Annotated in this window: 25 protein-coding genes, 4 tRNA genes and 1 other RNA gene; 13 read left to right on the top strand and 17 right to left on the bottom strand. The window is 38.1% G+C overall.

Annotation, left to right across the window (positions count from 1 at the left end; all coding sequences use genetic code 11):
* Nucleotides 1-11: 11 nt before the first annotated feature.
* Entirely contained in the window at nt 12-944 is a 933-nt protein-coding gene (gene trhO, locus AC1M9L_RS07510) for an oxygen-dependent tRNA uridine(34) hydroxylase TrhO (RefSeq protein WP_481591780.1), read from the bottom strand.
* Nucleotides 945-1035: 91 nt separating this feature from the next.
* Here trhO and AC1M9L_RS07515 point away from each other — a divergent pair, with 91 nt between their 5' ends.
* On the top strand, nt 1036-1542 hold the full coding sequence (locus tag AC1M9L_RS07515) for a DUF1289 domain-containing protein (protein ID WP_180027954.1): 507 nt from the start codon (nt 1036-1038) through the stop codon (nt 1540-1542).
* 58 nt (nt 1543-1600) lie between these two features.
* Here the strand turns inward: AC1M9L_RS07515 and panD are convergent, their stop codons facing one another.
* The 9 genes from panD to AC1M9L_RS07560 form a co-directional block, all read right to left on the bottom strand.
* Nucleotides 1601-1981: an aspartate 1-decarboxylase gene (gene panD, locus AC1M9L_RS07520; protein ID WP_035269276.1), complete on the bottom strand. Its 381-nt coding sequence runs from the start codon at nt 1979-1981 to the stop codon at nt 1601-1603.
* Nucleotides 1982-2128: 147 nt separating this feature from the next.
* Entirely contained in the window at nt 2129-2707 is a 579-nt protein-coding gene (pth, locus tag AC1M9L_RS07525; RefSeq protein ID WP_035269278.1) for an aminoacyl-tRNA hydrolase, read from the bottom strand.
* A gap of 19 nt (nt 2708-2726) precedes the next feature.
* Nucleotides 2727-3023, bottom strand: a complete 297-nt coding sequence (gene rplY, locus AC1M9L_RS07530; protein ID WP_035269282.1) for a 50S ribosomal protein L25 — start codon at nt 3021-3023, stop codon at nt 2727-2729.
* 98 nt (nt 3024-3121) lie between these two features.
* A complete protein-coding gene (locus tag AC1M9L_RS07535) occupies nt 3122-4075 on the bottom strand; it encodes a ribose-phosphate pyrophosphokinase (RefSeq protein ID WP_035269283.1) in 954 nt (317 codons plus the stop codon).
* A gap of 36 nt (nt 4076-4111) precedes the next feature.
* Nucleotides 4112-4186: transfer RNA gene (locus tag AC1M9L_RS07540), tRNA-Gln, on the bottom strand.
* Between the two features lie 91 nt (nt 4187-4277).
* Nucleotides 4278-4352 (bottom strand) — tRNA-Gln (locus AC1M9L_RS07545).
* A 5-nt stretch (nt 4353-4357) separates the two neighbouring features.
* Entirely contained in the window at nt 4358-5188 is an 831-nt protein-coding gene (gene ispE / locus AC1M9L_RS07550; protein WP_481591781.1) for a 4-(cytidine 5'-diphospho)-2-C-methyl-D-erythritol kinase, read from the bottom strand.
* Between the two features lie 12 nt (nt 5189-5200).
* Nucleotides 5201-5785, bottom strand: coding sequence for a lipoprotein insertase outer membrane protein LolB (lolB, locus tag AC1M9L_RS07555; RefSeq protein WP_092766842.1), 585 nt, complete (start codon nt 5783-5785; stop codon nt 5201-5203).
* A gap of 6 nt (nt 5786-5791) precedes the next feature.
* Nucleotides 5792-7504 (bottom strand): tetratricopeptide repeat protein, encoded by a 1713-nt coding sequence (locus AC1M9L_RS07560; RefSeq protein WP_481591782.1) that lies wholly within the window; start codon nt 7502-7504, stop codon nt 5792-5794.
* A gap of 76 nt (nt 7505-7580) precedes the next feature.
* On the opposite strand from AC1M9L_RS07560, the gene hemA reads away from it, so the two are divergent.
* Nucleotides 7581-8864 carry a glutamyl-tRNA reductase gene (gene hemA, locus AC1M9L_RS07565; protein WP_481591783.1) on the top strand — a complete coding sequence of 428 codons (1284 nt, stop codon included), beginning with the start codon at nt 7581-7583 and terminating at the stop codon, nt 8862-8864.
* Nucleotides 8865-8887: 23 nt separating this feature from the next.
* On the opposite strand, the gene AC1M9L_RS07570 is transcribed toward hemA, so the two are convergent.
* The gene (locus tag AC1M9L_RS07570) at nt 8888-10783 is read right to left on the bottom strand and encodes a DNA primase (protein WP_481586485.1); all 1896 of its coding nucleotides are present in this window, start codon (nt 10781-10783) and stop codon (nt 8888-8890) included.
* Nucleotides 10784-10912: 129 nt separating this feature from the next.
* Complete coding sequence (locus AC1M9L_RS07575) at nt 10913-11929, bottom strand: outer membrane protein assembly factor BamD (protein ID WP_481591784.1); 1017 nt, start codon at nt 11927-11929, stop codon at nt 10913-10915.
* Between the two features lie 71 nt (nt 11930-12000).
* Between AC1M9L_RS07575 and rluD the strand changes: the two genes are divergently transcribed.
* The 4 genes from rluD to AC1M9L_RS07595 all read left to right on the top strand — a co-directional run bounded on the left by rluD (nt 12001) and on the right by AC1M9L_RS07595 (nt 16996).
* A complete protein-coding gene (rluD, locus tag AC1M9L_RS07580) occupies nt 12001-13053 on the top strand; it encodes a 23S rRNA pseudouridine(1911/1915/1917) synthase RluD (RefSeq protein WP_481591785.1) in 1053 nt (350 codons plus the stop codon).
* A gap of 17 nt (nt 13054-13070) precedes the next feature.
* Nucleotides 13071-13811 (top strand): peptidoglycan editing factor PgeF, encoded by a 741-nt coding sequence (pgeF, locus tag AC1M9L_RS07585; RefSeq protein WP_481591786.1) that lies wholly within the window; start codon nt 13071-13073, stop codon nt 13809-13811.
* Between the two features lie 333 nt (nt 13812-14144).
* Nucleotides 14145-15440, top strand: a complete 1296-nt coding sequence (locus AC1M9L_RS07590; RefSeq protein ID WP_481591787.1) for a hypothetical protein — start codon at nt 14145-14147, stop codon at nt 15438-15440.
* Nucleotides 15441-15700: 260 nt separating this feature from the next.
* On the top strand, nt 15701-16996 hold the full coding sequence (locus AC1M9L_RS07595; RefSeq protein ID WP_481591835.1) for a hypothetical protein: 1296 nt from the start codon (nt 15701-15703) through the stop codon (nt 16994-16996).
* 29 nt (nt 16997-17025) lie between these two features.
* Here the strand turns inward: AC1M9L_RS07595 and smpB are convergent, their stop codons facing one another.
* Entirely contained in the window at nt 17026-17502 is a 477-nt protein-coding gene (smpB, locus tag AC1M9L_RS07600) for an SsrA-binding protein SmpB (RefSeq protein ID WP_035269908.1), read from the bottom strand.
* Nucleotides 17503-17641: 139 nt separating this feature from the next.
* Between smpB and coaD the strand changes: the two genes are divergently transcribed.
* From coaD to AC1M9L_RS07620, 4 genes are all read left to right on the top strand, one after another.
* A complete protein-coding gene (coaD, locus tag AC1M9L_RS07605; protein WP_035269911.1) occupies nt 17642-18133 on the top strand; it encodes a pantetheine-phosphate adenylyltransferase in 492 nt (163 codons plus the stop codon).
* Between the two features lies 1 nt (nt 18134).
* Entirely contained in the window at nt 18135-18398 is a 264-nt protein-coding gene (locus tag AC1M9L_RS07610; RefSeq protein ID WP_180027945.1) for a YfhL family 4Fe-4S dicluster ferredoxin, read from the top strand.
* Nucleotides 18399-18426: 28 nt separating this feature from the next.
* An RNA gene (gene rnpB, locus AC1M9L_RS07615) (RNase P RNA component class A) lies at nt 18427-18808 on the top strand.
* A gap of 72 nt (nt 18809-18880) precedes the next feature.
* A tRNA-Met gene (locus AC1M9L_RS07620) sits at nt 18881-18957 on the top strand.
* Nucleotides 18958-19015: 58 nt separating this feature from the next.
* Here the strand turns inward: AC1M9L_RS07620 and AC1M9L_RS07625 are convergent.
* Entirely contained in the window at nt 19016-19378 is a 363-nt protein-coding gene (locus tag AC1M9L_RS07625) for a hypothetical protein (protein ID WP_373683286.1), read from the bottom strand.
* A gap of 202 nt (nt 19379-19580) precedes the next feature.
* Between AC1M9L_RS07625 and AC1M9L_RS07630 the strand changes: the two genes are divergently transcribed.
* Nucleotides 19581-19657, top strand: a tRNA-Met gene (locus AC1M9L_RS07630).
* A gap of 35 nt (nt 19658-19692) precedes the next feature.
* On the opposite strand, the gene AC1M9L_RS07635 is transcribed toward AC1M9L_RS07630, so the two are convergent.
* The 3 genes from AC1M9L_RS07635 to AC1M9L_RS07645 form a co-directional block, all read right to left on the bottom strand.
* Nucleotides 19693-20712 (bottom strand): hypothetical protein, encoded by a 1020-nt coding sequence (locus AC1M9L_RS07635; protein WP_481591788.1) that lies wholly within the window; start codon nt 20710-20712, stop codon nt 19693-19695.
* Complete coding sequence (locus AC1M9L_RS07640) at nt 20705-22330, bottom strand: NAD+ synthase (RefSeq protein ID WP_481591789.1); 1626 nt, start codon at nt 22328-22330, stop codon at nt 20705-20707. Before AC1M9L_RS07640 ends, AC1M9L_RS07635 begins: the two co-directional genes overlap by 8 nt.
* A gap of 341 nt (nt 22331-22671) precedes the next feature.
* Complete coding sequence (locus tag AC1M9L_RS07645; protein WP_481591790.1) at nt 22672-23160, bottom strand: hypothetical protein; 489 nt, start codon at nt 23158-23160, stop codon at nt 22672-22674.
* A 282-nt stretch (nt 23161-23442) separates the two neighbouring features.
* On the opposite strand from AC1M9L_RS07645, the gene AC1M9L_RS07650 reads away from it, so the two are divergent.
* Both AC1M9L_RS07650 and AC1M9L_RS07655 read left to right on the top strand, forming a co-directional pair.
* Nucleotides 23443-24396: a metal-dependent hydrolase gene (locus tag AC1M9L_RS07650; protein ID WP_481590217.1), complete on the top strand. Its 954-nt coding sequence runs from the start codon at nt 23443-23445 to the stop codon at nt 24394-24396.
* Nucleotides 24397-24411: 15 nt separating this feature from the next.
* On the top strand, nt 24412-25257 hold the full coding sequence (locus tag AC1M9L_RS07655) for an SDR family NAD(P)-dependent oxidoreductase (RefSeq protein WP_481591791.1): 846 nt from the start codon (nt 24412-24414) through the stop codon (nt 25255-25257).
* Nucleotides 25258-25262: the final 5 nt, after the last annotated feature.

Here is a 25262-nt window from a genome sequence, read left to right on the forward strand (position 1 = left end):
ATATTTTTTATTTAGAGGCGTTTACGTTTTGCAGCAATAATCTGAGACTGGCGCATACGGAAACCTTCTTTCTGCTTTTCTGTTGTTTTATCGATACAATAAACACATGATACGCCATGTTCGTAACTTGGTAATGCTACTTCTTCAGGGGTTAATGGCCAACCACAAGCATGGCACTTCACATTTTGACCTTCTTCCACTCCGTGTGTAACCGCAGTACGACCATCAAAAACAAAGCATTCACCTTCCCATAAACTTTCTTCAGGAGGGGTTTCTTCTAAATATTTAAGAATACCACCTTTGAGGTGATATACCTCTTTAAAGCCTTCTTGAAGAAGTAGTGAAGTTGATTTTTCACAACGAATCCCGCCTGTACAAAACATGGCAATCTTTTTATCTTTATGCTGTTCAAGATTGTTTTTTACATATTCAGGGAATTGGCGGAACGTTTCAGTTTTTGGATCAATTGCCCCTTTGAATGTGCCTGCTTTGTATTCGTAATCATTTCTTGTATCGACTAAGATCACGTCATCACGTGCAATGAGTTCATTCCATTCTTTAGGGTCTAGATAGTGACCAACTAAGTCGCGTGGCTTCACTGGAACACCTAAAGTCACGATTTCTTTTTTATGTTTGATTTTCATTTTACGGAATGGTTTTTCGTCACTGTGTGACTCTTTATATTCCATGTCATTAAATCCTTCATTTAAAAGGAATTGATGAATGACATCAATTGCATGGCGGTCACCTGCAACTGTTCCGTTAATCCCTTCATGGGCAACAATAAGAGTACCGCATAGGTTGATGGTTTTTACCAACTCAAGTAATTTTTGTTGAAGTGCTAGAGAATCTTCAACTTCTTTAAATTGATAAAGTGCCGCAACAACCCAACCAGTGGTCGCTTGCTGTTCTACAGGTGCAAGCTGTTCTACAGTAGCGTTCATGGAGTACTCCAAATGTATTAATATAGGGATAAAATCAGGCGCGTATTCTAACGCGATTTTTGAAAATATGCGAGAAAGCCATAGAAAATTTATGGTTTTATATGAGGAAAATGTTTTGAATACAGCGCGTCGAATCCCTTCATTAACACCATGTGCGGGACGTTGTTCAACAGTGTTTGGTGATGCGGTATGTCGTGGTTGTCGACGTTTTAATCACGAAGTAATTCAGTGGAATACTTATAATGAGGAACAACGACTGAGTATTTGGAAACGTTTAGATCAACAACTGGATCAAATTTTGGTTCCAATGCTTCCTCATGCTCAACTTTCTGAGGTGGAAAAATTCATTGAATCAAAAAGAATCCGAGTATTGGAGAATGCTTCAAAAGGCCGAAAATTATATCATGCGCTTAAAATTTGTGAAAAAAACAAGCATTTAGCAGAGCAGAGTGGTTTAGGTATTTCAGCTCCACATGTTAAACCGATCTGGACTGAGTTTGAACGTCGGGTTCTAGCTTTGGCGAATGCCAGTTATGAATTAGCTTGGTTAAGAGCAGATGGGATTAGCCAGAGCTTGCAGTTGGTGGATGAAGAGTAATTCTATGATAATTTGTTATAAAAAAACTCGCTCAAGTAAGCGAGTTTTTAGTCAATCATTAAGCAACTTGGACAGGAATACAGTTTGCTGTGTGATTCACAGTGTTATCTGGATTTGCATAAACCAAACGTGGTTTATGTGCATCAGCTTCTGCAACAGTAAAATCACCGAAAGTCGCGATAATAATAATGTCACCTAAATCTGCTTGGTGAGCAGCACCACCATTTACAGAAATAATACCTGAGTTTTCTTCACCACGGATTGCGTAAGTTGTAAAACGCTTGCCATTAGTTACATTCCAAATATGAATTTCTTCATATTCACGAATACCAGCTAAATCTAGTAATACACCATCAATTGCACATGAACCTTCATAATGAAGTTCAGCTTGTGTTACAACTGCACGGTGGATTTTAGCTTTTAATAAACGAGATAGCATGGGAAGCGTCTCCTGAGTTGTTCTAAGATTGTTTTATTATCTAGAAACAACAGTTTTTTAATTTGGGTGAAGCATTTGAAAGCGCATTTTGCCCTCAAATTTTCATCGTGGCAAGAAAAATTGTTGAACAAAAATTAAATTTATCAACTACGGCTTGTAGGCATTTATTTGATTCATTGCCTGCTGAATTTCACCATTCACTAATAATTTTGTACGACTTAGTGCGTGATGAATTGCATCGTCAATGAGCGTTTGTTCACTTGAGGGTGCTTTACCTAGAACATGACCTGATACACGGTCTTTTGATCCAGGGTGTCCAATTCCAATACGTAAACGATGGAAGTTAGGGCCAGTATGAGGAACAATGTCACGTAAACCGTTATGACCACCATGACCACCACCCGTTTTGAGGCGAATGATACCTGGATCCATATCAAGTTCATCGTGAGCAATAAGCATTGCTTCTGGAGAGATTTGGTAGAATTTTGCGAAGGGTACAACACTTTGACCAGAACGGTTCATAAAGGTTGAAGGTAATAAAAGTCGAACATCTTGTCCTTCTACATTACCGCGACCACTTAATCCATTAAACTTAGGGTCATTTTTAAGTGTTATGCCATATTGTTCTGCAAGACGTTCTACATACCAGAAGCCTGCATTATGGCGGGTTTGAGCATACTCTTTACCAGGGTTGCCCAAACCAACAATCAGTGAAATATGAGACACTAATTTACACCATCAACACTTATGCGCGTTTGAAGTCAGCGTGCATTGGAGTGTTTTTAGCTGGGTGACGTTGTAAAGCTTGGATTTTAACGCTTTCAACTTTACCATCAACATCAATTTCAATTACTTCTTCAAAGAAAGCGTTGTCTTCTAAGTATTTAACAAGCTGACGAAGCTCAAGTGTAATTGCTACAGGTGCAGCATCACCACCATAGATGATAGCAGGAACTTTAGATTGAAGACGAAGGCGGCGGCTCGCACCTTTCCCTTGTACTGCTTCTTCACGTGCTACTGCATTTAATACGAAGTTTGCCATGAGAGACATCCTATTTAAGTTAAGTGAACTAGATCTGCGACCGATCTAGTGATAGAAAGCCCTACCAAAAGGCAGGGCTTTAAAATTTTAGCGCTCTATTATAGATAAGAATCAAACATTGCGCTAATAGATTCTTCGTTGTTAATACGACGAATTGTTTCAGCAACCATACTCGCAACTGAAACTTGGCGAATCTTACCAAGAGCTAAAGCTTCTTCTGAAAGCGGAATTGTATCTGTCACAACAAGTTCGTCGATAACAGAGTTTTTCAAATTCTCGATCGCTTTACCAGATAAAACAGGGTGAGTAGCATATGCTACGACACGACGCGCACCAAAAGTCTTCAATGCATCAGCGGCTTTACATAAAGTACCAGCTGTATCAACCATGTCATCAACGATCACACAGTCGCGATCTTTAACATCACCAATCAAATGCATCACTTGTGATTCATTTGCTTTTTGACGACGTTTGTCGATGATAGCTAAATCGATATCGCCCATTTGTTTCGCAACAGCACGAGCACGAACAACACCACCAACGTCTGGCGAAACAACCATAAGGTTGTCATGAGACTGTTGACGTAAGTCAGCTAAAAGCGCTGGCGTACCGTAAATGTTGTCTACAGGGATGTCGAAGAAACCTTGAATTTGGTCAGCATGAAGATCGATCATCACAACACGGTCAATACCTACAGTTGTTAGCATATCTGCTACTACTTTTGCAGTAATTGGAACACGTGAAGAACGAGGACGACGGTCTTGGCGAGCATAACCGAAATAAGGAATCACAGCAGTGATACGACCAGCACTTGCACGACGCAATGCATCTGCCATTACTAAGATTTCCATAAGGTTATCATTAGTTGGAGCACAAGTAGGCTGAACGATGAATACGTCTTTACCACGGACATTCTCAGTGATTTCGACAGCGATTTCACCATCAGAGAATTGACCTACAGATGCAGCACCTAGAGGGATATGCAAGTGGCTAACGACTTTTTGGGCGAATTGTGGATGCGCAGTTCCACTAAAAACGACAAGATTGGGCATGAAGCACCCTTGGCGGTTGAAATGTATAGAATGAGATGGCAGGGGCGGCTGGATTCGAACCAACGGATGGCGAGATCAAAACCCGCTGCCTTACCACTTGGCGACGCCCCTAATGCGGCAGAACTTTAATGGTTTTATATGGGTTTGTCAAGATTGTTTGACTCAACTCATGATACCAATGTTCTGTCTTTTTGAACTAAATTGGCAGGGGCGGCTGGATTCGAACCAACGGATGGCGAGATCAAAACCCGCTGCCTTACCACTTGGCGACGCCCCTATCATTTAAACGATGATTTGATTCAATGGTGATTGTTCTAAACTATTCACTAAGTAAGCTTTACAAGGTGAATGAGCAAGAATGTCATCAATGTTCATTTCAGTCGTTACTTCAGTAAAAACACAAGCACCTGTACCTGTAAGTTTTGCAACACCGAACTGATCTAAATATTGCATTGCTTCATCGACTTCAGCATATAGACTTCTTGCCAGAGGTTCAAAGTTATTTCTGAAATCAGATGGCTTTATCTGATAGGCGCAAAATTTAGAGGTCTTCGTGTCTCTTGTCAACGATTTTTGTGAAAAAAGCAGTTGAGTGCTGATAAAACAGTCAGGTTTTAACACAATGTATTGTTTCTGATCTAAGTCTATGAATGTTAAGTGTTCACCAATACCTTCTGCCCATGCATTACGACCATGGATGAAGATGGGAACATCAGCACCCAGTTGTACACCAATTTCTGCTAATTGATTACGATTTAAGCCACATTGCCAAAGTTGATTCATGATTAATAACGCGGTAGCCGCATTTGAAGAGCCACCACCGAGTCCTGCACCCATCGGTATATTTTTTTCGATGTTGACATGAATGCCTAATTTTTCACTTTTGGCATAGGGTTTCAGCATCATCATTGCACGATAAATCAAATTTTGTTCAAGACTTACTTCTGATAGGCCTGAAATGGAGATAGATTGGTTAGAGATTGGAGTAAATTCCATCCAATCACAAAGATCTATCAACTGAAAAATAGTTTGCAACTCATGGTAACCATTTTCACGGCGCCCCGTAATGTGTAAAAACAAATTCAGTTTTGCAGGGGAGGGTACACGAATCATAAATAATCAAACTTAACGATTTTGAATTACCATTGTAATACGATTTTCAGTTCCATCTTCAAGTTGTTGCTTTAAAATCAAACGGTTTGGTTGTGTAGATTGACCGTTGTAAGATAATTGAATATGCCAACCTTGTTCTTTAATTTCACTGATTCGCATCGATTCGTCTTTTTGAATTTCAGCTTCTTCAGTCGCTTGCTTAGCTTGTACCCAATCGACTAAATAAGTAATTGGTGCTTCCCAACCTGTTGCACGAAACAATAACTCTTCAGGTGAGTTGGCTGTAATTTCACCAGTTTTGGCACTGTTCAGTGTCACTTGACCAGGTTGACCTGAGATTTGAGTTTTACCGACTCCAAGAATTCCGCTTAACTCGATATCAAACTGTTCATCTTGCTGTTGCCAAGTAAAAAAAGCACTGCCTGATTGCTTGGGGGTCTTAACGCCAATTTTACCCTGAAGATTAAATTGATTTGATTGTTCAAGGTTTTGCGTTGTTGGCGGTGATGGTTGAGTTTGAATTGCTTGACAGCCAGTTAACCCAAGAAGCGCACTACTTGTGGCAATCAGCAATAATGATTTTAAATTTAAGATCATACAGTATTAACTCTTTTTGATATTTTGTGGCAACAATAAACTATCGAGTTGATCCAATTGAGGATGATTTGGATGATTTTTATGGAGTTGATGTAACACTTGGCTAAATTCTTCCAGTGAACCCAGCATATAAAGCGATTTAGCATATCGAATGCCGATATTTGGACTTTGGCTGAGTTGATATGCTTTCGCAAGTACACGGGTGGAAGTGTCAAAATCGTTTTGAAGAAAGCAGATATAGCCTAAGGTATCTAAGATAGATGCTTGTTCTGGGGCATTGTCTAAAGCTTGTTCGGCATATTGTCTCGCCTCATCTAAACGACGATTTTGCAACGCCAGAGTATATGCATACGCATTCAGATATGTTGGACTATTGGGTTCGATCGTGAGTAATTTTTTAAGCAATTCATCTAATTGATCGCGATCCGTAAATGGATCAAGTAATAAGACTTGAGAATATAAAATTTCAGGGTCATCAGTTAAGTTTTTAGCCGCTTCTTTGAGTAAGCCCAAGGCAGCTTTGTTATTGCCCATTTTTTTGAGTATTTCAGCTTGTGCTTGATATAAGAAACTCGCATGTTGGGGGTAATTCACCCGTTCCTGAGTCAGAAAGCGCAGCACATCACTTAAGCGATTTTGTTTGTCATAGATTGAAATTAGATTTCGTCTAGAAACCATATATAAATTACCATCTACAAGTCGATAATAAGCTTTAGCTGTTTCAAAATGTTGTTTTCGTTCAGCATTTAATGCCAAATAAAAATAAGCATCATTTTGATACTGTCCAGATGCACGTAGTTCGACCAAATACTGTTCAGCAAGCTCATATTCTTTGAGATCAATTGAGGTTAGACCAGCGATAAAAAGAGCTTCTTCCGAATCAGGCCATTTTTTTATGATGCGTTTTAATTTGCTTAACGCCTGTTCATTTTTATTCAGTTTAATTAAGTAGCGGATTTCAGCCAGACTGAGCTCTAAATTATTACGATTTTTACGAGCACTTTTTTCAAACCATTTTAGCGTCTGTTCTTCGTCGCCTAAAGCCATGAGTAAGTTTGCTTTCAGTAAGATAAACCCTGTTGATTTGGGGCGTTTTTTTAATGCTTTATTTAAAGTAATTAAGGCATTTTCGATTTCATTATTTTGTGCTTGTAAACTCGCAATCAAAACGAGAATTGAAGGATTGTTACGCGTTTTACTATTACGCAAAGTGTTTAATAAATATGCTCGATCCTCAGGGGATTCCGGAGAAATTCCTTCAAGAATTTGTTCTAAATCTGATTCAGGATCTAAATTTAAAATATCATCGAGCACATCAGCAGCAAGTTCATATTCGTGTGACTTTAATGCGATATGCGCAAGATAGAATTTTGCAGGTACATCTTTGGGTTCTTGCACGACCCAATGGGTTGCAATATCTAAAGCGGCTTGTAAGTCGTTTTGTTCGAGTGCGACGTTAAGTGCACGTTGTTTTAAAGCTGTTGAACTGGTTTGGATTGCAAGTACGGTATAGTTGTGTAAAGCAGTCGGTGTGTCATGTGCAGCTAAAGCAAATTCTGCAACCATAGCCTGTTGTAAAACTTTATGATTTAAATTGGCATGGTAAAATTCTCCAGATGCTCTAATATGAGCACTGTAAGTCATGCTACTCACTAACAAGAGTGTGGTAGAATACTGTCGAATTGTTATGCCGGTTGTGCGGCTCATTGTTTGACGCAATTTTTTTATCCAAGTACTGCTTTTTATGACACCGTTATTGCACAATAGCATAAATTTAGCCAATTGATGATCTGATATGTCTTTCTTTGCATTGGGTGTCAACCATCAAACAGCCTCAGTTGAATTACGAGAGCAAGTTGCTTTTAACCCTGAAAAGTTAAAACTATTGTTGACTGAACAAAGTCACCATGACCAGCTGAACGATATGGTTGTGGTGTCAACCTGTAATCGTACTGAAGTCTACGCCATCGCCGATAATGCGGAGATGGTATTAGATTGGCTCGCTCAAAAAAATGGCATTGATGTAAAACAATTACAAAATCATATTTACCGTTATGAAAATACAGATGCTGTGACACATTTGATGCGTGTTGCATCAGGATTAGATTCACTCATGCTTGGAGAGCCTCAGATTATGGGGCAAGTTAAGTCTGCACTTAATTTAGCAAAAGAGTCTGAAGTTGTTTCACAAAATTTAAATCGTATTTTTGAATATGCATTTTATGCTGCTAAGAAAGTGCGTTCAGAAACAGCGGTCGGTAGTCATGCTGTATCCATGGGTTATGCGGTAGCACAGTTAGCACTACAAGTTTTTAGTAAGCCTGAAAAATTAAGCGTTATGGTGGTTGCAGCAGGTGAAATGAATAGCTTGGTTGCAAAGCATTTAGCCGAAATGGGCGTTGCTAAAATTTTAATTTGTAACCGTGGTCAGGAACGGGCGGAAATTTTAGCGCAAGAAATATCACATCGCGTTGCGGTTGAAATTATTCCTTTTGCTGACTTAGCTCAAAATTTACATCGCGCAGATGTGATTTCAAGCTGTACAGGAAGTTTACATCAGGTCATTTCCTATCAAGATGTTAAGTCAGCACTCAAAAAACGTCGTTACCGTCAAATGTTGATGGTGGATTTGGCTGTTCCTCGCGATATTGAATCTAAGGTTGAAAATTTGGATGGTGTTTACCTTTATGGGGTGGACGATCTTCAAGGTGTTATTGATGAAAACTTAGCGCAGCGACGCCAAGCCGCTGTTGAAGCTGAAGTGATGGTCAATCAACTAGCAACACAATTGGTGACTCAGCAGAAAGTTTCACAAGCTGGAGCTACAATTAGTGAGTATCGTGCTCATGGAGATAAAGTTAAAGCATTTGAATTAAACCATGCATTAGATCGTTTAGCCTCTGGCGATGATGCAGCCATTGTCATGCAGGAAATGGCTCATCGTTTGACGCAAAAGCTATTACATCCTACTTCCATCTTACTCAGAGAAGTCGCTAAAGATGAAAATCCTGATGTCTATGAAACGATTAAAGAACATTTAGAAGATATTTTTAGTGCTCAGCGAAAACTAAAAAAATAAAAGCGGTCACTGACCGCTTTTATTTATTCATGTAGTAAGCGTAGTCCAATTTTTTTGGTTAGCTCATTCAGTTGTTGTCTTAAGTTTTTAGACTCGTTTAATGATTTTGCTGCTTTAAATTTGATTCTCAGATATTTTTCTTGAAGTGAAAGCGAGTATTCTGAGGCAAGTTTATCAGCCATTTCAGGGGCTTCAGTGAGTGTTTGAATATTGGTACGTTTTAAAATCTCAGAGAGTTCATGATGAAATGGGCTACATGCACCCAAAATATAATAACTCGCCAACTCTTGGTCATCTGGCAGATCATCAAAAATGACATTAAAGATTTTTAATACTTTTGCAAGCAATTCATCTTCAGGAATCACTGCGCGTAATACTTCAAAATGAATATAAAGAAAAGGATGGTACATTAACATTGCCACTGCGAAATCTTCATCTCGTGTGCGAATATTAAATGATAATGAAGCGTCAAGACTCACTTGAGGCTGCCACTTTTTATTGAATCCTAATTTCTCTTTGAAATATTGACGAATCAAATAGCGATACGAACCTTGCTTAGGCATCAGATTGGTGAGTTGATTTAACTCAGCCATGACCTGACTTTTACCTTCAGGTGTATTGATTTGATATTGTTGACTGAGAAGAGAAAAAGCAAACTCTGATAAGAGTGGTGATTGTTGCCAAAGTCGATTGAAAGTTTCAACACCGTCCTTACGAACTAATGAGTCAGGATCATGCTCCGCAGGTAGAATAAAAAATTTCAGTTCACGACCATCATTTAAGAGGGGAAGTGCAATTTCTAAAGTGCGTCGAGCTGCTTTTTGACCAGCCGAATCACCATCAAAAGCAATAGTTAACTGATTGTTTTGTTTAAATAATAGATTCAAATGATCAGCATTGCTCGCCGTCCCCAAGGTGGCAACTGCGCCAGGAATGCCAGCTTGCTGTAATGCGATGACATCCATGTAACCTTCAACCATTAACCAATGATTGGCTTTGAGCTTACGACCTTCATATAAGCCATAGAGTAGTTGGTTTTTATGGAAAACTTCAGAGTCAGGCGAGTTGATATATTTGGGTTTGATCTCGTCATTCAATGCTCGTCCACCAAATCCGACAACGCGACCTTTTGCATCACGTATAGGAAAAATGACACGTTCTCGTAGTAGATCAAAATCACGACCAGAATCACTGGTTCTGATCAAACCGAGTAGTTTTAATCCTTCAATATCTTGCGGAAATGCTTTTTCAAGATGTTGCCAATCTTCTGGCGCATAACCTAATCGCCAATACTTAATCGTGGTATCACTTAGTCCGCGTCGCTGAAAATACTGTTGCGCAATTTGGCTATTTGGAAGTTGTTTTTCATAAAATAAAGCAACATTTTCAAGAAGATCGTATAAATTACCTTCAGGTGCGACCTCAACTGAATTCAAGTCATCTGAATTAAATTGATACTCATCGAATTCATAGTTTTGAAATGCTTCAAAAGGATCTACATCAAAAGCTGAAGCAGGCGGAGAAATGATTTCTCCTGCATCTGCTTCAATGGGTGCCTGCGGTTGCTTTTCTGGGTTAGGTTTAATAGGTTCTCTCTTGTATGAGAGTTTTTTATTATCTTGATTGTCTTTAGGTAATTCGATACCGGTTTGGCTTGCCAGGTCTTTAATCACCTCGATGAAATTGCGATTATCAATATCCATCATAAAGCGAATAGCATTTCCATTGGCTTGGCAACCGAAACAGTGGAAATATTGCTTATCACGGTAGACGTGAAAAGAAGGTGTTTTCTCTTGATGAAAAGGACAACAGCCTGAATAGGTACGACCTGACTTTTTTAATTTCACACGTTGGCCAATAAGATCGACGATGTCAGTTCGATCTAAAATTTGATCAATCGTATGTTGTGGAATTGCCATAATTAAAAAGCCATAAGAATGAGGACTAAAGTGATTGAATTAAGTCTATCCTAAACACTTAAGACGATAAATAAAGCCATGCAATAAAAAAGGTGGGTAATCCCACCTTTTTTGATTCGTAAGAATGGATTATTGACGCTGTGGGTCGTACATACTTTCATTTGCTGGCGCACTTTCCACATTGTGATCTTTATTACCAAGCAAGCCAAAGCTTAAGCGATTCAATAAACCGGGTTGTGTATTGGTGTTGTCAGATTGCTCTGCTGATACTTCAGCCGTTGTTTGACTGCGTGCTTCACGACCTAAAATACCCAAGGTTGCACGATTTAACCAACTTCCATCTTTACGTGCTGCGCGTAAATCGACCTCACCATTAGACTTCACAAGATGAGGGTAGTTTAGCTTTAGCACTTCAACGTATTGTTGAGATGTTGCCTTGTCACCGAGTTTATCGTATCCGTAAGCAAGCGTTGCAAGCGCTTCTGGTACTTGAGGTGTTTGAGGAAAATGTTCCACAACCCATTGTCCACGCTCAACTGCTGCAAGCCAAGCTTTACGCTTTAAGTTAAAGCGAGCCGCATTCATTTCACTTTCAGCAAGTTCTTGACCAATAAATTTCATGCGCTGAGCAGCATCTACAGCATACTGACTACTTGGGAAACGACGAATGAAATCAACAAAATTTTGATATGCAACTTTTAAGTAGCTGACATCACGATGAGCCTGTTGGAGTGATGTATAGCGGATGAGACCATCATAGTTTTGCTCCATATTCGCCACACCACGAACATAGTAAGCATAATCAACATTAGGATGTTGAGGATTTAAACGAATAAAACGGTCTGCTAGCGCAATAACAGCTTCATAGTCTTTTTGTTGAAAACGAGCATATAAAAGATCGAGTTGAGCTTGTTGAGTATATTGACCTGTAGGGTAATAAGTTTCAATTGCTTCTAATGATTGTGCTGCATCGCTATATTGACCACGATCTAATGCTTTTTGTGCTTTATCGAAATAAGATTGTTCGGTTGATTTAGGTCCAGTATCCACAACATCCTTCTTGGGATTACTGCTACAGCCCACAAATGTTGCTGCTAAGCCTAGCGATAAAGCAAGCATTGTAACTTTATAACGTGGTAGCGACATAAAAATTCCTCTGTTTATACGGGCAATAGGCTACAATTGCACTATTAAACCACTTTTGTCCGAATGAGCAAATGACTTCAGCACAAACTTCTAATTCTAATTTCCCAGAAATCGACATCAATTTACTTGAAGATTCTGAGGATGCAGATAACCATACTTCAGCCCCAACTGCAACACGTTTATCGTTGCAATTTCAAGTGGATGAGAGTTCTCTTGGTCAGCGAATAGATCAAGTTGCAGCCCTCGCTTGGAACGAATTTTCGCGTGAAAAATTGAAACAATGGTTGAAGGATGGTCATTTGTTGGTAAATGGTCAAGTTGTGAAACCAAAATATAAAAGTGAAGGGAATGAGCTACTCACGCTTAATGTAGAGCTTGAAGCCCAAGTCACCAGCCAACCTGAAAATATTCCCTTAGATATTATTTATGAAGATGATGATATCTTAGTCATTAACAAGCCAGTGGGGATGGTTGTACATCCTGGTGCAGGAAACCCGAATGGTACTTTGGTTAATGCTCTTTTATATCATTTTCCAAAATCAGCAGAATTATCTCGAGCTGGTCTAGTACACCGTATCGATAAAGATACCAGTGGTCTCTTGGTTGTAGCTAAAAATTTAGAAGCTCAATTTTCCTTAAGTAAACAGTTAGCGAAAAAATCAGTTTATCGAATTTATGATTTAATTTGTTATGGCAATATTATTGCAGGCGGTAAAATTGATGAGCCGATTAAACGTCATCCTGTAGATCGTGTAAAAATGGCGATCTTACCAGGTGGTCGTGATGCCGTGACTCACTATAATGTGAAAGAAAGATTCCAAAATTTCACACGTGTTCAAGCACAATTAGAAACTGGACGTACTCATCAGATTCGTGTGCATTTCACTTATATTGGTTTCCCTTTGGTCGGTGATCCAGTTTATGTCAGTCGTGTCAAAGTACCTGCGGGTGCTTCGGAAAAACTTGCTACTCATTTACGAGAGTTTAGACGTCAAGCGCTTCATGCATCAAAATTGGGGTTAATACATCCACGGACAGGTGAAGAAATGATGTTTGAAGCACCATGGCCTGAAGATTTCACAGCATTACTTGAGACTCTTCGTACGGAAAATAAGGCTTACTAAATTAAAGGAAAGTTTACATGCAAATTGTGCAAGGTTTGCCCAAAGGTGTCGTGGTAGGACAAACAGAATTGAGTCACCCTCACGCACTGAAAACACCACAGACTGATTTAGAAGGTTTTAACTTGGCGTTGCATGTAAATGATCAACCAGAACGTGTTCATCGGCATAGAATGAGCTTGTTAAATTACTTTTCAGTCTATGGGGTGAATCGATTAACTTGGATGAACCAAACGCACAGTACAATCTGTCACGTTGTAAATGATGACATGAGCTTACACGCCCTAAATGGCGATGGTTTAGTGACACAGCAAAAACAACATGCATTAATGATGATGACGGCAGATTGTTTACCGGTGGTTCTCGGTAACAAAGATGGTACTGAAGTCGCTAATTTGCATGCAGGTTGGCGAGGATTGGCAAATGGCATTATTGAAAATACAGTCAATGCCATGAGCACTCAACCCTCTTGGGCGTGGTTAGGTGCGGCAATTAGTCAGCCATGCTTTGAAGTGGGTGAAGAAGTAATGCACACATTCTGCGATAGGATTCCAGAATTAAGTTCAGCATTTCAAAAGGGAGATCTAGAGGGTAAGTATTACGCAGATCTGTATGCGATTGCTCGCCATATATTGAAAAGTTTAGGGGTGGAACAGGTTCTTGGAGGTGAGCGATGTAGCTACACGGAGGATCAAACATATTATTCTCATCGCCGTAATTCTAAAACCGGCCGCATGGCGACATTTGTCTTCATGGAGTGAAAAGAATTTATTTAGTTTCAATCAGATCGTCTGGGTATTTAAATGATGACTTTCTTAAAGCTCATCATCTTTACTTATGTTTGAGATTTTATTTAATCACTTCGATCTGTTGTTTATTTAAATGAAAGATTTAAATAAAAATACATTAATTTACAAGTTACTAAGTTGATATAAGTGATTCATTACTAGACCATTTTTTTTGAAATATGAATTATTCAAATACAAAAAATGTTAGATCAATCACAATTTGATAGTAAAAATTTATATAATAGTGAATATTACATTGTCTTTTTGTTAGACAAGACATAAAAATAAAAAATTGTGGAGACAATGATGATCTTAATAGGATTCGCGAAATCAAGAAATTTTTGTATTCCTGTCATCTATGGATTGACTTCAATAACATTAGCGTATGCTGCTCCAATGCAAGAACTGACTGACGCTGAACTTTCACATGTTGAAGGTAAAGCACTCATGAGCTTAAGCTATATTTCACCTGCAGATTCCGTCAATAAGAATTCTGGTCAAAATATTGGATTTTATAAAATGGGAATGGAAGCCCAATTAGATTTAAATGCTAACATCAAAAGATTGCAACTTGGATGCGGTGGAGTCAATGGTGCAAACGGTTGTGATATTGATATCGATAACTTAAGTTTGTCAGGGGTTGCAGAAACTCGTGAAGGACGAGTCCAATCAAGTGCCCAACTAACCAATCCATTTTTAGAGTTTGCTATAAAAAACCCAGATTCAGCTTCCACACGTGAAATGGTTGGTGTTCGTTTAAGTGCAGAAAAAGTACTAGGATTATTAACGCTTGGTAGTGAGAACTCTGAAAAACAAAATGGTATCAATAGTTTAAGTGGCTATCTGAAGATTAAGGACGCTGTTGGAACTGCGACAACAGCAGCTCGTTCTGGTGTAAATTTTAACAATCTTGGAGAATTAGTTTACGGAAAAGCTAAGAGTACAACAGGTTTCGTAAGTGCAGACTTTACGTCTAATGATTATGCTTTAAATTTAGCTGAGGGAAGCGGCTCTTTAAAAATTAATGGCCAAACTATTAGTGGTAACAGAATGTCAAATGTTTATTTAACAGGTGTTGCTCGAATAGATAACATTGCATTGTCAGGGAAAATTTCTGCAAGTGCTAAACTCTGGGGGCTTTTGCCTATACCACTATCTGGTGACATTACGGGTAATGTTTCAAACCTAAATGTAGATGTTAAAGTTTCAGAGAACCTTGGATATATTCACCGCTTACCTTTGAGCAATCCATTTTCTCTATCGATGCAAAAACAAGATATACATTGGACTGGAGCGAGTGTTGCTGCTCAGACAGGTTGGTGGCTTTCAATCGAGGACCCAATTGATATAGGTAATGTTACTCCGAGTCAAAAAGTGGTTGTGACAGATGCAGTGATTAAACAAGTTGTACCGCTAATTAGTAATTATTTACAGGCTAATCCAATCGAATGTGGTTTTTTAGCAACAAGTTGTTTAGCAGGTAATTTTAGATTAGGTGAGGTTCCATTAACAAATTCAAGAGTGAATATGGATTTGGTAAACTTACAGTTAAAAAATCAATCCTTTGCCCCAAACTGTTATGGAAGTTTAAAATTCTGTTAAATAAGAGATATACTTGAGTTTTAAGTTTGCACTTCATCGGATAAATTGAAATATATATCACATTTTAAAAATTAACAATGTGATGTAAGTCTCTAGAAAATATTCAATTTTATTTTAATTTCTATATTTTAATTCTTTTAGCAAGTTTTAAGCCTCTTTATTTTTTTCATTAATTTATAGATAGTAATGCTGTTGCTTATGGATTAAGCCTGAATAAAAATAATATGGAGACTCTAATGTTGAAGAGTTTAATTGGTTCTATCAAATTGATTTTATCAACATCATGCTTAGTGTTGATTCCTTTGTATGCAACGGCAAATAACATTCATAATGATTTAAAAATGATGAGTGATGAAGAGTTATCAGCGACAAATGGCCAAGCTTTGTTAAGTATGAGTTATATTGATCCCAATGATGGGGCAAACAATATGCGAGGTAAAGGTGTTGGCTTTTATAAGCTTGGAATGGAAGCAGATATAGAACTCAATGCAAATATTAAGCATTTACAACTTGGCTGTGGTGGTATTAATGGAGCAGGTGGATGTGACATTGATATCGAAAATCTGAGTTTGAGTGGTATGTCAGACACTAGAGAAGGTCGTGCGGGTTCTTCAGCTAAGTTAACCAATCCATTTTTAGAGTTCGCGGTAAAAAATCCAACATCTGCATCAACTCGAGAAGTTGTGGGTTTGCGTCTCAGTGCTGAAAAAGTATTAGGTTTACTGACGCTTGGTGATGAAAACTCTGACAAACCGAATGGTATTAACTCACTCAGTGGTTATTTAAAAATTAATCCCACTCAGGGTATGGGCTATACTAATGCTCGAAGTATGACTTATGCTGATACTGGTCAAACTATCGATGGAAAAGTGAATGCAAGAATTTGTTTAATTTGTATTATCGCACCTACTTTGACACTCGATTTTAAATCGAATAATTACAATTTAGCATTACAAGAAACGACGGCACCAATTCAGATTAATGGAACTACGGTCTCTGGTACTCGAATGAGTTCTGCACAATTGACAGGTGTTGCCAATATTAATCAATTGAATTTTGGTGGTAATCTCACGGCTAATATCCAAGTGCTAGGGGTAGGATTACTGAATTTGCAAAAAGAGGTCAGTGGTAACATTACAGGTTTAAAAGCCAACATTACGGTAGATCAAAACTTAGGTTTAATTCATAAAATCCCTGTAAACAATCCATTCTCGCTCTCTGTGCAAAACAGTGAAATCTGGTGGCCAAATGCTGACGTTGCTGCACAACAGGGCTGGTGGATGGCGTTTAATGATTCGATTAATATTGGGGATGTAACACCTGAGAAGCGTATCGATATTACGAATGATGTGTTAAAACAAGTGGTTGGACCAATCAGTGATTATATCAGTCGAAATCCTCCATCTTGTAATGCACTTGATTGTCTGTTCGGTGACAAACTTGGTGTTGGGAATGTTCATTTGCCGAATACCAATGTAAATTTTCCATTAAAAGATTTACAACTTAAAAATCAAACCTTTGCTCCAAACTGTTATGGAAATTTAAGGTTTTGTTAATAAAAAAAACGCTCAAATGAGCGGTTTTTTTATTTATGAAAAATTCTTGCTTTATCACGCTGCCAATCGCGGTCTTTTTCAGTGGCACGTTTATCGTGTAATTGTTTACCTTTAACAAGTGCAATTTCGAGTTTGACTAAACGACCTTTCCAATAGCACGCCAAAGGTACACATGTGTAACCTTTTTGATTGATCGCCCCTTGGAGTTTCTCGAGTTCACGACGTGAAAGAAGTAGCTTACGAGTACGTGTTGCTTCGGGAACGATATGAGTTGAAGCAGAAAGAAGAGGTTGAATTTGAGCACCAAATAAATAAGCTTCATTATTTTTGAAAATAATATAGCTTTCCGTGATACTCATGCGTCCAGCGCGAAGAGATTTTACTTCCCAACCTTGTAACGCTAAACCAGCTTCAAATTTTTCCTCAATAAAATAATCGTGACGTGCACGTTTATTTAGCGCAATAGTGCCACTATTATTTTTTTTAACTACAATCGATTTCGACATAATACAAATATTCCAAGATTAGGCCTATTTTGCCTCAAACTTGGCTTGAGGTGAAGTCATTTCACTGTCAACAAGTGTGCGTGTGAATTGAGTTTTTGTTAAACTATGCGCCTACATAATAATCTTAGAGTATAAATGGATGTCTAAAACTCGTGTCATCTATCCGGGAACATTCGATCCTATTACCAATGGTCATATTGATCTTGTCTCTCGTGCTGCAAAAATGTTTGATGAAGTTGTAGTTGCGATTGCAATTGGTCATCACAAAAATCCAGTGTTTAGTTTAGATGAGCGAGTTGCGCTTGCAAAATCATCATTAAGCCATTTAGATAACGTAGAATTTGTTGGTTTTGATGGTTTGTTGGTGAATTTTTTTCAAGAGCAAAAGGCAACAGCTGTACTCAGAGGTTTAAGAGCAGTATCTGACTTTGAATATGAGTTTCAACTTGCAAATATGAATCGTCAATTAGATTCAAATTTTGAAGCTGTATTTTTAACGCCGTCAGAGCAATACTCGTTTATTTCATCCACATTAGTTCGTGAAATTGCACGTTTGAAAGGTGATGTGACGAAATTTGTGCCAAAAGCAGTTGTTGAGGCATTTGAACGTAAGCATCAGCAAGGTTGGTAGAGTGTCTTTAATTATTACGGATGAGTGCATCAATTGTGACGTTTGTGAGCCTGTATGCCCAAATGAAGCGATTTATATGGGTGAACTGATCTATGAAATTGATCCGAATCTATGTACTGAATGTATTGGTCATTATGACCAACCCCAGTGTTCATTATTCTGCCCGGTAGACTGTATTCCTAAAGATCCTAATCATGTGGAATCTGAGGATGAATTGCTGGAAAAGTATAAAAAACTAATTGCTCAAAAAAGCACGAGCAATTGATCTCAAAGTTTGTTAAGATGCGCCACTTGAAGTGAGCCAGACGATCGCTGCTGTGAAGGTCTTCGTGACTAAAGCAGGGGAGGAAAGTCCGGGCTTCATCGGGCAAGGTGCCAGGTAACGCCTGGGAGGCGTAAGCCTACGGAAAGTGCAGCAGAGAGTAGACCGCCATTTTGCAACTGAACTTCGGTTTAGCCTAGAATATGGTAAGGGTGAAAGGGTGCGGTAAGAGCGCACCGCATGACTGGTAACAGTTCATGGCATGGTAAACCCCACCTGAAGCAAGACCAAATAGGAATCCTTAAGGTATGGCCCATACTGGATTCGGGTAGGTCGCTTGAGCATATGAGTGATTGTATGCCTAGAGGAATGATCGTTCTAGACAGAACCCGGCTTATCGGCTCACTTCAACAAATTTTGATCAAACAGTGCCGATATTACTTGACGGATACATCAATCAAGTAGATAATGCGCCCACAGTTTACGGCTATGTAGCTCAGTTGGTTAGAGCACCGCACTCATAATGCGGGGGTCACAGGTTCAAGTCCCGTCATAGCCACCATTTTTTATAGACCACACTCACTAGTGTGGTCTTTTTTTATGTGTGAAATCTTGAGTTTTCATTGGCACTGAATAAGCTGAGAATCTAGCTTAATTTTTGGAAACCCTTGTTCAAATTGTGCTAAAACGGCTCTCTGATTTACATTTGAAAACACAATATTTTGCAAGCTTTCAATTTTTTGCTCAGACAAATAAAGCTGTGCACAATGAAGAGCAACCGCATTCTCTTTACTCACGGCAAGTTTATGATCTTCAGGAATGACATCAATATGCACGAGCTTTTGTTGAGCACGGCTTAATTGAACTAGAGTTCGTTTTTGTTGCATGGTTATAAAGTTTTGAGCATTGATCCATTGAGCGACATCCATGCGTACACCGTGATAATTCACAAATATGGGATGAATCGTTTGGCATCCGCTCACAAGGGTTAAACAGCATATGAGAATAAAATATTGAGGATTGAGCATGATTTTGATGTTATTGAAACCTTACTATTACAATAAAATCATATAATTATGGATTAATTTTGTTCAAATAAGGTTTATTTGTATAAAGGGTGATCATTAGTGCTTTCGTATGCTTGACGATACAACGATAACTTAAGATAATGCGCACACAGTTTACGGCTATGTAGCTCAGTTGGTTAGAGCACCGCACTCATAATGCGGGGGTCACAGGTTCAAGTCCCGTCATAGCCACCATTTTTATAGACTATGCTCACCGCATGGTCTTTTTTTTATTTCTCAAAATGTTTTGAGATAATATCAAGTGTAGATTGTGCTTGATAAAAAGGCTGAATCAAGCTTTGAATTAATTGTTCTAGAACGCCAAAATCATTTAACATGGTGATAAGTTGAGGTGCAAAACGATGGGCTTCGATCACTAAATCTTCTTGAGTTAGTCCAACAGCCGTAAGTAAAGCTTGTAAACTGTAATCACCAAAATATTCATAGAACTCATCAACCACTTCTAAAATGATGGACTGAATCTCAGCGGATTGGCGTAAATTTCTCCAGGTTTCATAGACCAGAATAAAAAAATCTTCGACATCAATGGCTTCAATCTGCTCAAGCTGAGCTGAAATTTTTTGAAATTGGAGATCTGACCAAATATGTTGAATGATTTCATAAAGTTCATTTTGAGGCAGCGTGATAATTTCGCCTAATTGAACCAATATTGCATTTGCAAGTTGGGATTCTAGTTTTAACTCTAATGTATGTTGCTGATCTTGGAGATAATTAAAAATCTTTGATTTGACCGTATGATTTTGAACTTTATTTTTTCGAAGCCTATCCAGCCAAGGTGTATATTTTTCTAAAATCTGATTTGCTAATTGAAGGCTCACTGCATGTGCCTTCTCATTACTCAAAATTTGTTGTTTTAAACCATAACGTACTTGATCTAATTCAAGAATTTTATTTAGCCATAGCCCAAAATCATGGTCTGAAATTAAATCTCCGATTAAAGCATTTGAATTCTTTAAATGAAGGTAAATACGTTGTGCAACAGCGCCAATAAACTCTAGTAAATCAGGTCCAAGATTTAACTCAAAAGTATATTTCGAAACAACAGCATGAAGTTGTTCAATATTTACAATATCTTTTAATTTAATTCGATTAAACTGAGCATAAGCTTGTGAAACAAACGTGTCTAATACCGCATTTGATTCAGCATTTAATAAATGTTGTTGGGTAAACCGAATTTGCTCAAGCATAAGTGCTTGAGCAAATTGATTGAGTTGTGTCGAGTTAGACACCTGCTTTCCATCCATTTACGATTGGATAGCGGCGTTCGCGGCTAAATGCACGAGAGGATATACGTGGACCAATTGCACCCTGACGGCGCTTATATTCGTTGCGATCAACCAACCCAATGACTTTAGTCACGATATCTCGATCAAAACCTTTGGAGATAATATCTTCAAGACTCTGATCTTCTTCAATATATGCATATAAAATTGCATCAAGAACATCGTAAGGTGGTAATGAGTCTTGATCTTTTTGATCAGGTCGTAATTCAGCAGAAGGTGGGCGAGTAATCACACGTTCAGGGATTACAGGCGTATCTTCCAAACTATTACGGTATTTCGCTAACTCAAATACAATCGTTTTATAAACATCTTTAAGTACAGCAAAACCACCGACCATATCACCGTACAGTGTGCAGTAACCAACAGATAATTCAGATTTGTTACCTGTAGATAAAACAAGATTACCAAATTTATTCGACAGACCCATTAATAAGGTGCCGCGTGCGCGAGCTTGTAAATTTTCCTCAGTTGCATCAGCAGGAGAATTGCCGAAGAATGGGTGTAATGTCTGCATAAAGCTGTTGACGATTGGGTGAATTTCCGCAATACCAAAAGTGACTCCCATACGTTTTGCCTGCTCAGTCGCGTCTTCAACACTGATTTGAGAGGTATATGTGTAAGGCATCATAACCGCTTGAACTTTATCTGCTCCAATAGCATCGACAGCGATTGCAAGGGTGAGTGCTGAGTCGATACCACCAGAGAGACCAAGAATGACACCAGGGAAACCTGAGCGTTGTACATAATCTCGTGTTGCCAAAACCAAAGCTTGGTAAATTTCTGCAATCGTATCTAATGCAGGTGCTTTGGTAGCGGCTTTAAAAGATTTAAGCTCTGCTTCATATTCAACATGAAAAAGGTCTTCTTTAAAGCTTGGTGCTTCAAGTACAACTTCACCATTTGCATTTACAACGAAACTTGTTCCGTCGAAAATGAGATCATCTTGCCCACCCACTTGGTTGACATAAACAAGATTGAGATTCAATTGTTTAGCTAACTCTGTAAGCGTAACAACACGGTGTTGAGGCTTTCCAACTTCGTATGGTGAGGCATTTAGCACAAGAACAGTTTCAACATTTAGTTTGGCAAGTTGTTGAACACTCTCTAGCGTCCAGACATCTTCGCAAATTAATACACCGAATTTATGTCCTAAATATTCAAATACAAGGTGTTGATGACCCTCAGCGAAATATCTCTTTTCATCAAAAACACTATAATTTGGTAAATTTTGCTTGTTATAAATACCTAATACTTGCCCATCTTTCATAACGGCTGCAGAGTTATAGCGTGCACCCGAATCAGCTTGATTAACAAAACCAAATACCATCACAATGTCTTTCACTTCAGCCAGTTTTTCGAAAGCTGATGCTGTACGTTTGCTTAGGCTTGGACGAAGTAGGAGATCCTCTGCAGGATAACCAATGGTCGAAAGTTCAGGAAACACAATGATATTGGCATTTTGCTGTTTGGCTTCATTAGCGAGTTCAATCATTCGTTGAACATTGGCTTCTATATTGCCGACAAATGGAGAGAATTGAGCAAGAGAAACTTTAAAACTATTCATTTAAACCAAGTCCTATCCTATAGGTTTATATACAGCACGTGCTGATTTTATTGGAGTAATTATTCAGCTGTGTGTATGTGATATTACATAACTGCCAAATGGCTCAAATTTACATCATTCAAACATGATAAAAGATCTTATTTTTTGCACAGCAAAAACTACGATTCATATGTATTCTATCTAAAATAAAAGTAGATACTAGCTTTTGCCATTGTTTGTACATAAAAAATTAAATCGTAATGGATTTGCGACACAGTAAATCAGATGTCAAAGCTGATATGGTGTTTCTGATTCACAAATCAATAGCTTGAATAAAAAATATTCTTTTAATTTTACAATTTTTATTGATTCAAAATAATATTCGGAATCTTTTTCAAAAATATATCTCTAGCTATATCGCCTTGTTGTTCAATGTTGTAGTCATTGAAATTTTTTTTAGGGTCAAATTTATAGGCATAAGGATTATACTTTTTGAAGGAAATAAAATACGCACTTTGCAGAAAAGCGCCTTTGAGCAAAACATTTTGTCCTTGTTGGTGTTGTAAAATATGAGTCATCTCGTGAATGAAAATTCCTTGATAGATTTTATTTTCTTTCGAATAGTCAGTTTTGAAATGTTTGTTACGAATATGCAAATAGCCCTTTGGTGCCATAAATACCGCTGAGGGTTGCCACGGTAGAAACGGATGATTCATGATTTTCACACTGTCATAATCTATAAGATCACCAAAGACACTTTGGCTCAACGTGATTTCACCTTGGGTGAGTGTTCTACATCTAAAAGCGTCAAATTTTATCCATTTTAAAATAAGTGGCATCCACAACATCATACTTATTTCTTAATCTACTTAAAGTTTATGTGACATTCAAAATATCACTATTTGGAATCATTACTTGTTAAAAATGGTGTTGACCTTTAATGATAATGAAATGGTATTTACTGATTAAAACTTAATAATTTTGTTAGACAATCTTGATGAATGAGCAATTATGCCATCTCTAAAGATTTATTATGCAAATGGCTATTTCGTCTTTTTATCTTAATTTTTTAGAAACGTCGAAGAATTCACATTATTTGAATTTATTCACTGAGATAAAAGAGAAGGTTCGCCATGTTATTAACTCAGCCACTAAAAAAAATTTCTAAATTTCTAAACGGTTCTAAATTTGATCCTGAGAATCAATCAAAAGCTATTCCAATTCGTCATATGAAATTTGATTTTGATCATCAAAAGATTGATCCAAAATTTTATTTGAATGCGGAATTAGCAAGTGCTTACTTTGCCTCACTTTCAATTTTTTTAACCTATGGTGAGGATCTCGTTATTGATACAGCACGTTATCATCGTGACTTTATTCAAGATCCATTACTGAAGCAAAGAGTGACAGCACTGATTGGGCAAGAAGCTTTACATTCTAAACTTCATGAAGAATTAAATGACGCTTTTTTAAAGGCAGATTTGCCTGTCAAATTGTTTAGATTTCTGGCGCATCACGTTTTTGAATATGGTTTTAATCGGTTGCCTCAGCCAATGAAATTATCGCTTATGGCTGGGATTGAGCATTTTACCGCAGTGCTTGCTGAATACATGATGAATCATGAGCATATTTTCTTCGAATCTCAAGATGAGAAACAACGCGCAATTTGGATGTGGCATATGCTTGAGGAATCAGAGCATAAAGATATTGCATATGATGTGTTCCAACTTCTTTCGAGTAACTATGCTTTAAGAATAGCAGGCTTTTTCCCAGCGCTTATTACGATTTTAGTGCTGATTTCTGCTGCATCACTAGTTGTGCCATTTTATCGTAAGCCATCAAATCTAATCAGTTTAAGTTACTACAAAGATATGTACCGAAGTGTAGGTTTGATTTTTGGTCTAAAAGATGGTGTTTATGGCAGTTCGATCAAACATATTTTCGAATATCTCAAACCAGACTTCCATCCGAATGATCATGATACATCAGCGTTTTTAGAGTACTACAAAGAACGTTTATTAAATCCAGTGGATGGTATTTTAACACCATACTTTACGAAGGAATTCATGCCTGCTTTAAAGGTATAAGAATAAGGATAGTTCATGCTTTTTTTTAAGAAGAAAATTAAACCGAGCCATCAGGCTTATGCTGTGGTAACGGGTGCTGGAAGTGGTATTGGACGGAGTTTTGCATTGGAAATTGCAAAACGTGGTGGTCAAGTGGTGTGTGCTGATATTAATTTAGCTGCAGCTGAAGAAACTGTTCAGCTGATTTCTCAGACCACAGGCCAAAAAGCATTTGCTGAATCCTGCGATGTGGGAAAAAAGGAAGATGTTGAGCGATTGGCGAATCAAGCAGAAAACCTTTTTAATCATCCTGTGACACTTGTTATTAATAATGCTGGCGTGGGGTTAGGTGGTAAGTTTGATGAGGTGACACTAGAAGATTGGCAATGGTGTATGCATGTCAATTTATGGGGCGTGATTCATGGTTGTCACTTTTTTGTACCGAAGTTTAAACAACAAGGTTATGGGGCAATTATTAATGTTGCTTCAGCAGCAGGTTTTACAGCTGCACCTGAAATGACAGCTTATAACGTGACGAAATCTAGTGTACTTGCATTATCTGAAACGTTATCTGCAGAATTACATCAAGATAATATCCATGTGAATGTGCTTTGCCCAACTTTAGTACCTACCAATATTATGAAGAATGGGCGATTACCTTCCAATTACTCGGGTTTAGCGGATGATTTATTGCAGAATCATGCATTTGTCACAAGTGATCAAGTTGCACAAAAAACCTTAAACAATTTAGATAAAGGCATTCTTTATACGATTCCACAGCCAGACGCGAAATTATTTTGGTTGATGAAGCGTGCTTCACCGACCTTATATACCAAGATGTTAGGTGTAGGTTATCCATGGTTTAAGCGGTTTGTAAAATAATAGAG

It is taken from the genome of Acinetobacter sp. ANC_7511 (assembly GCF_056779975.1).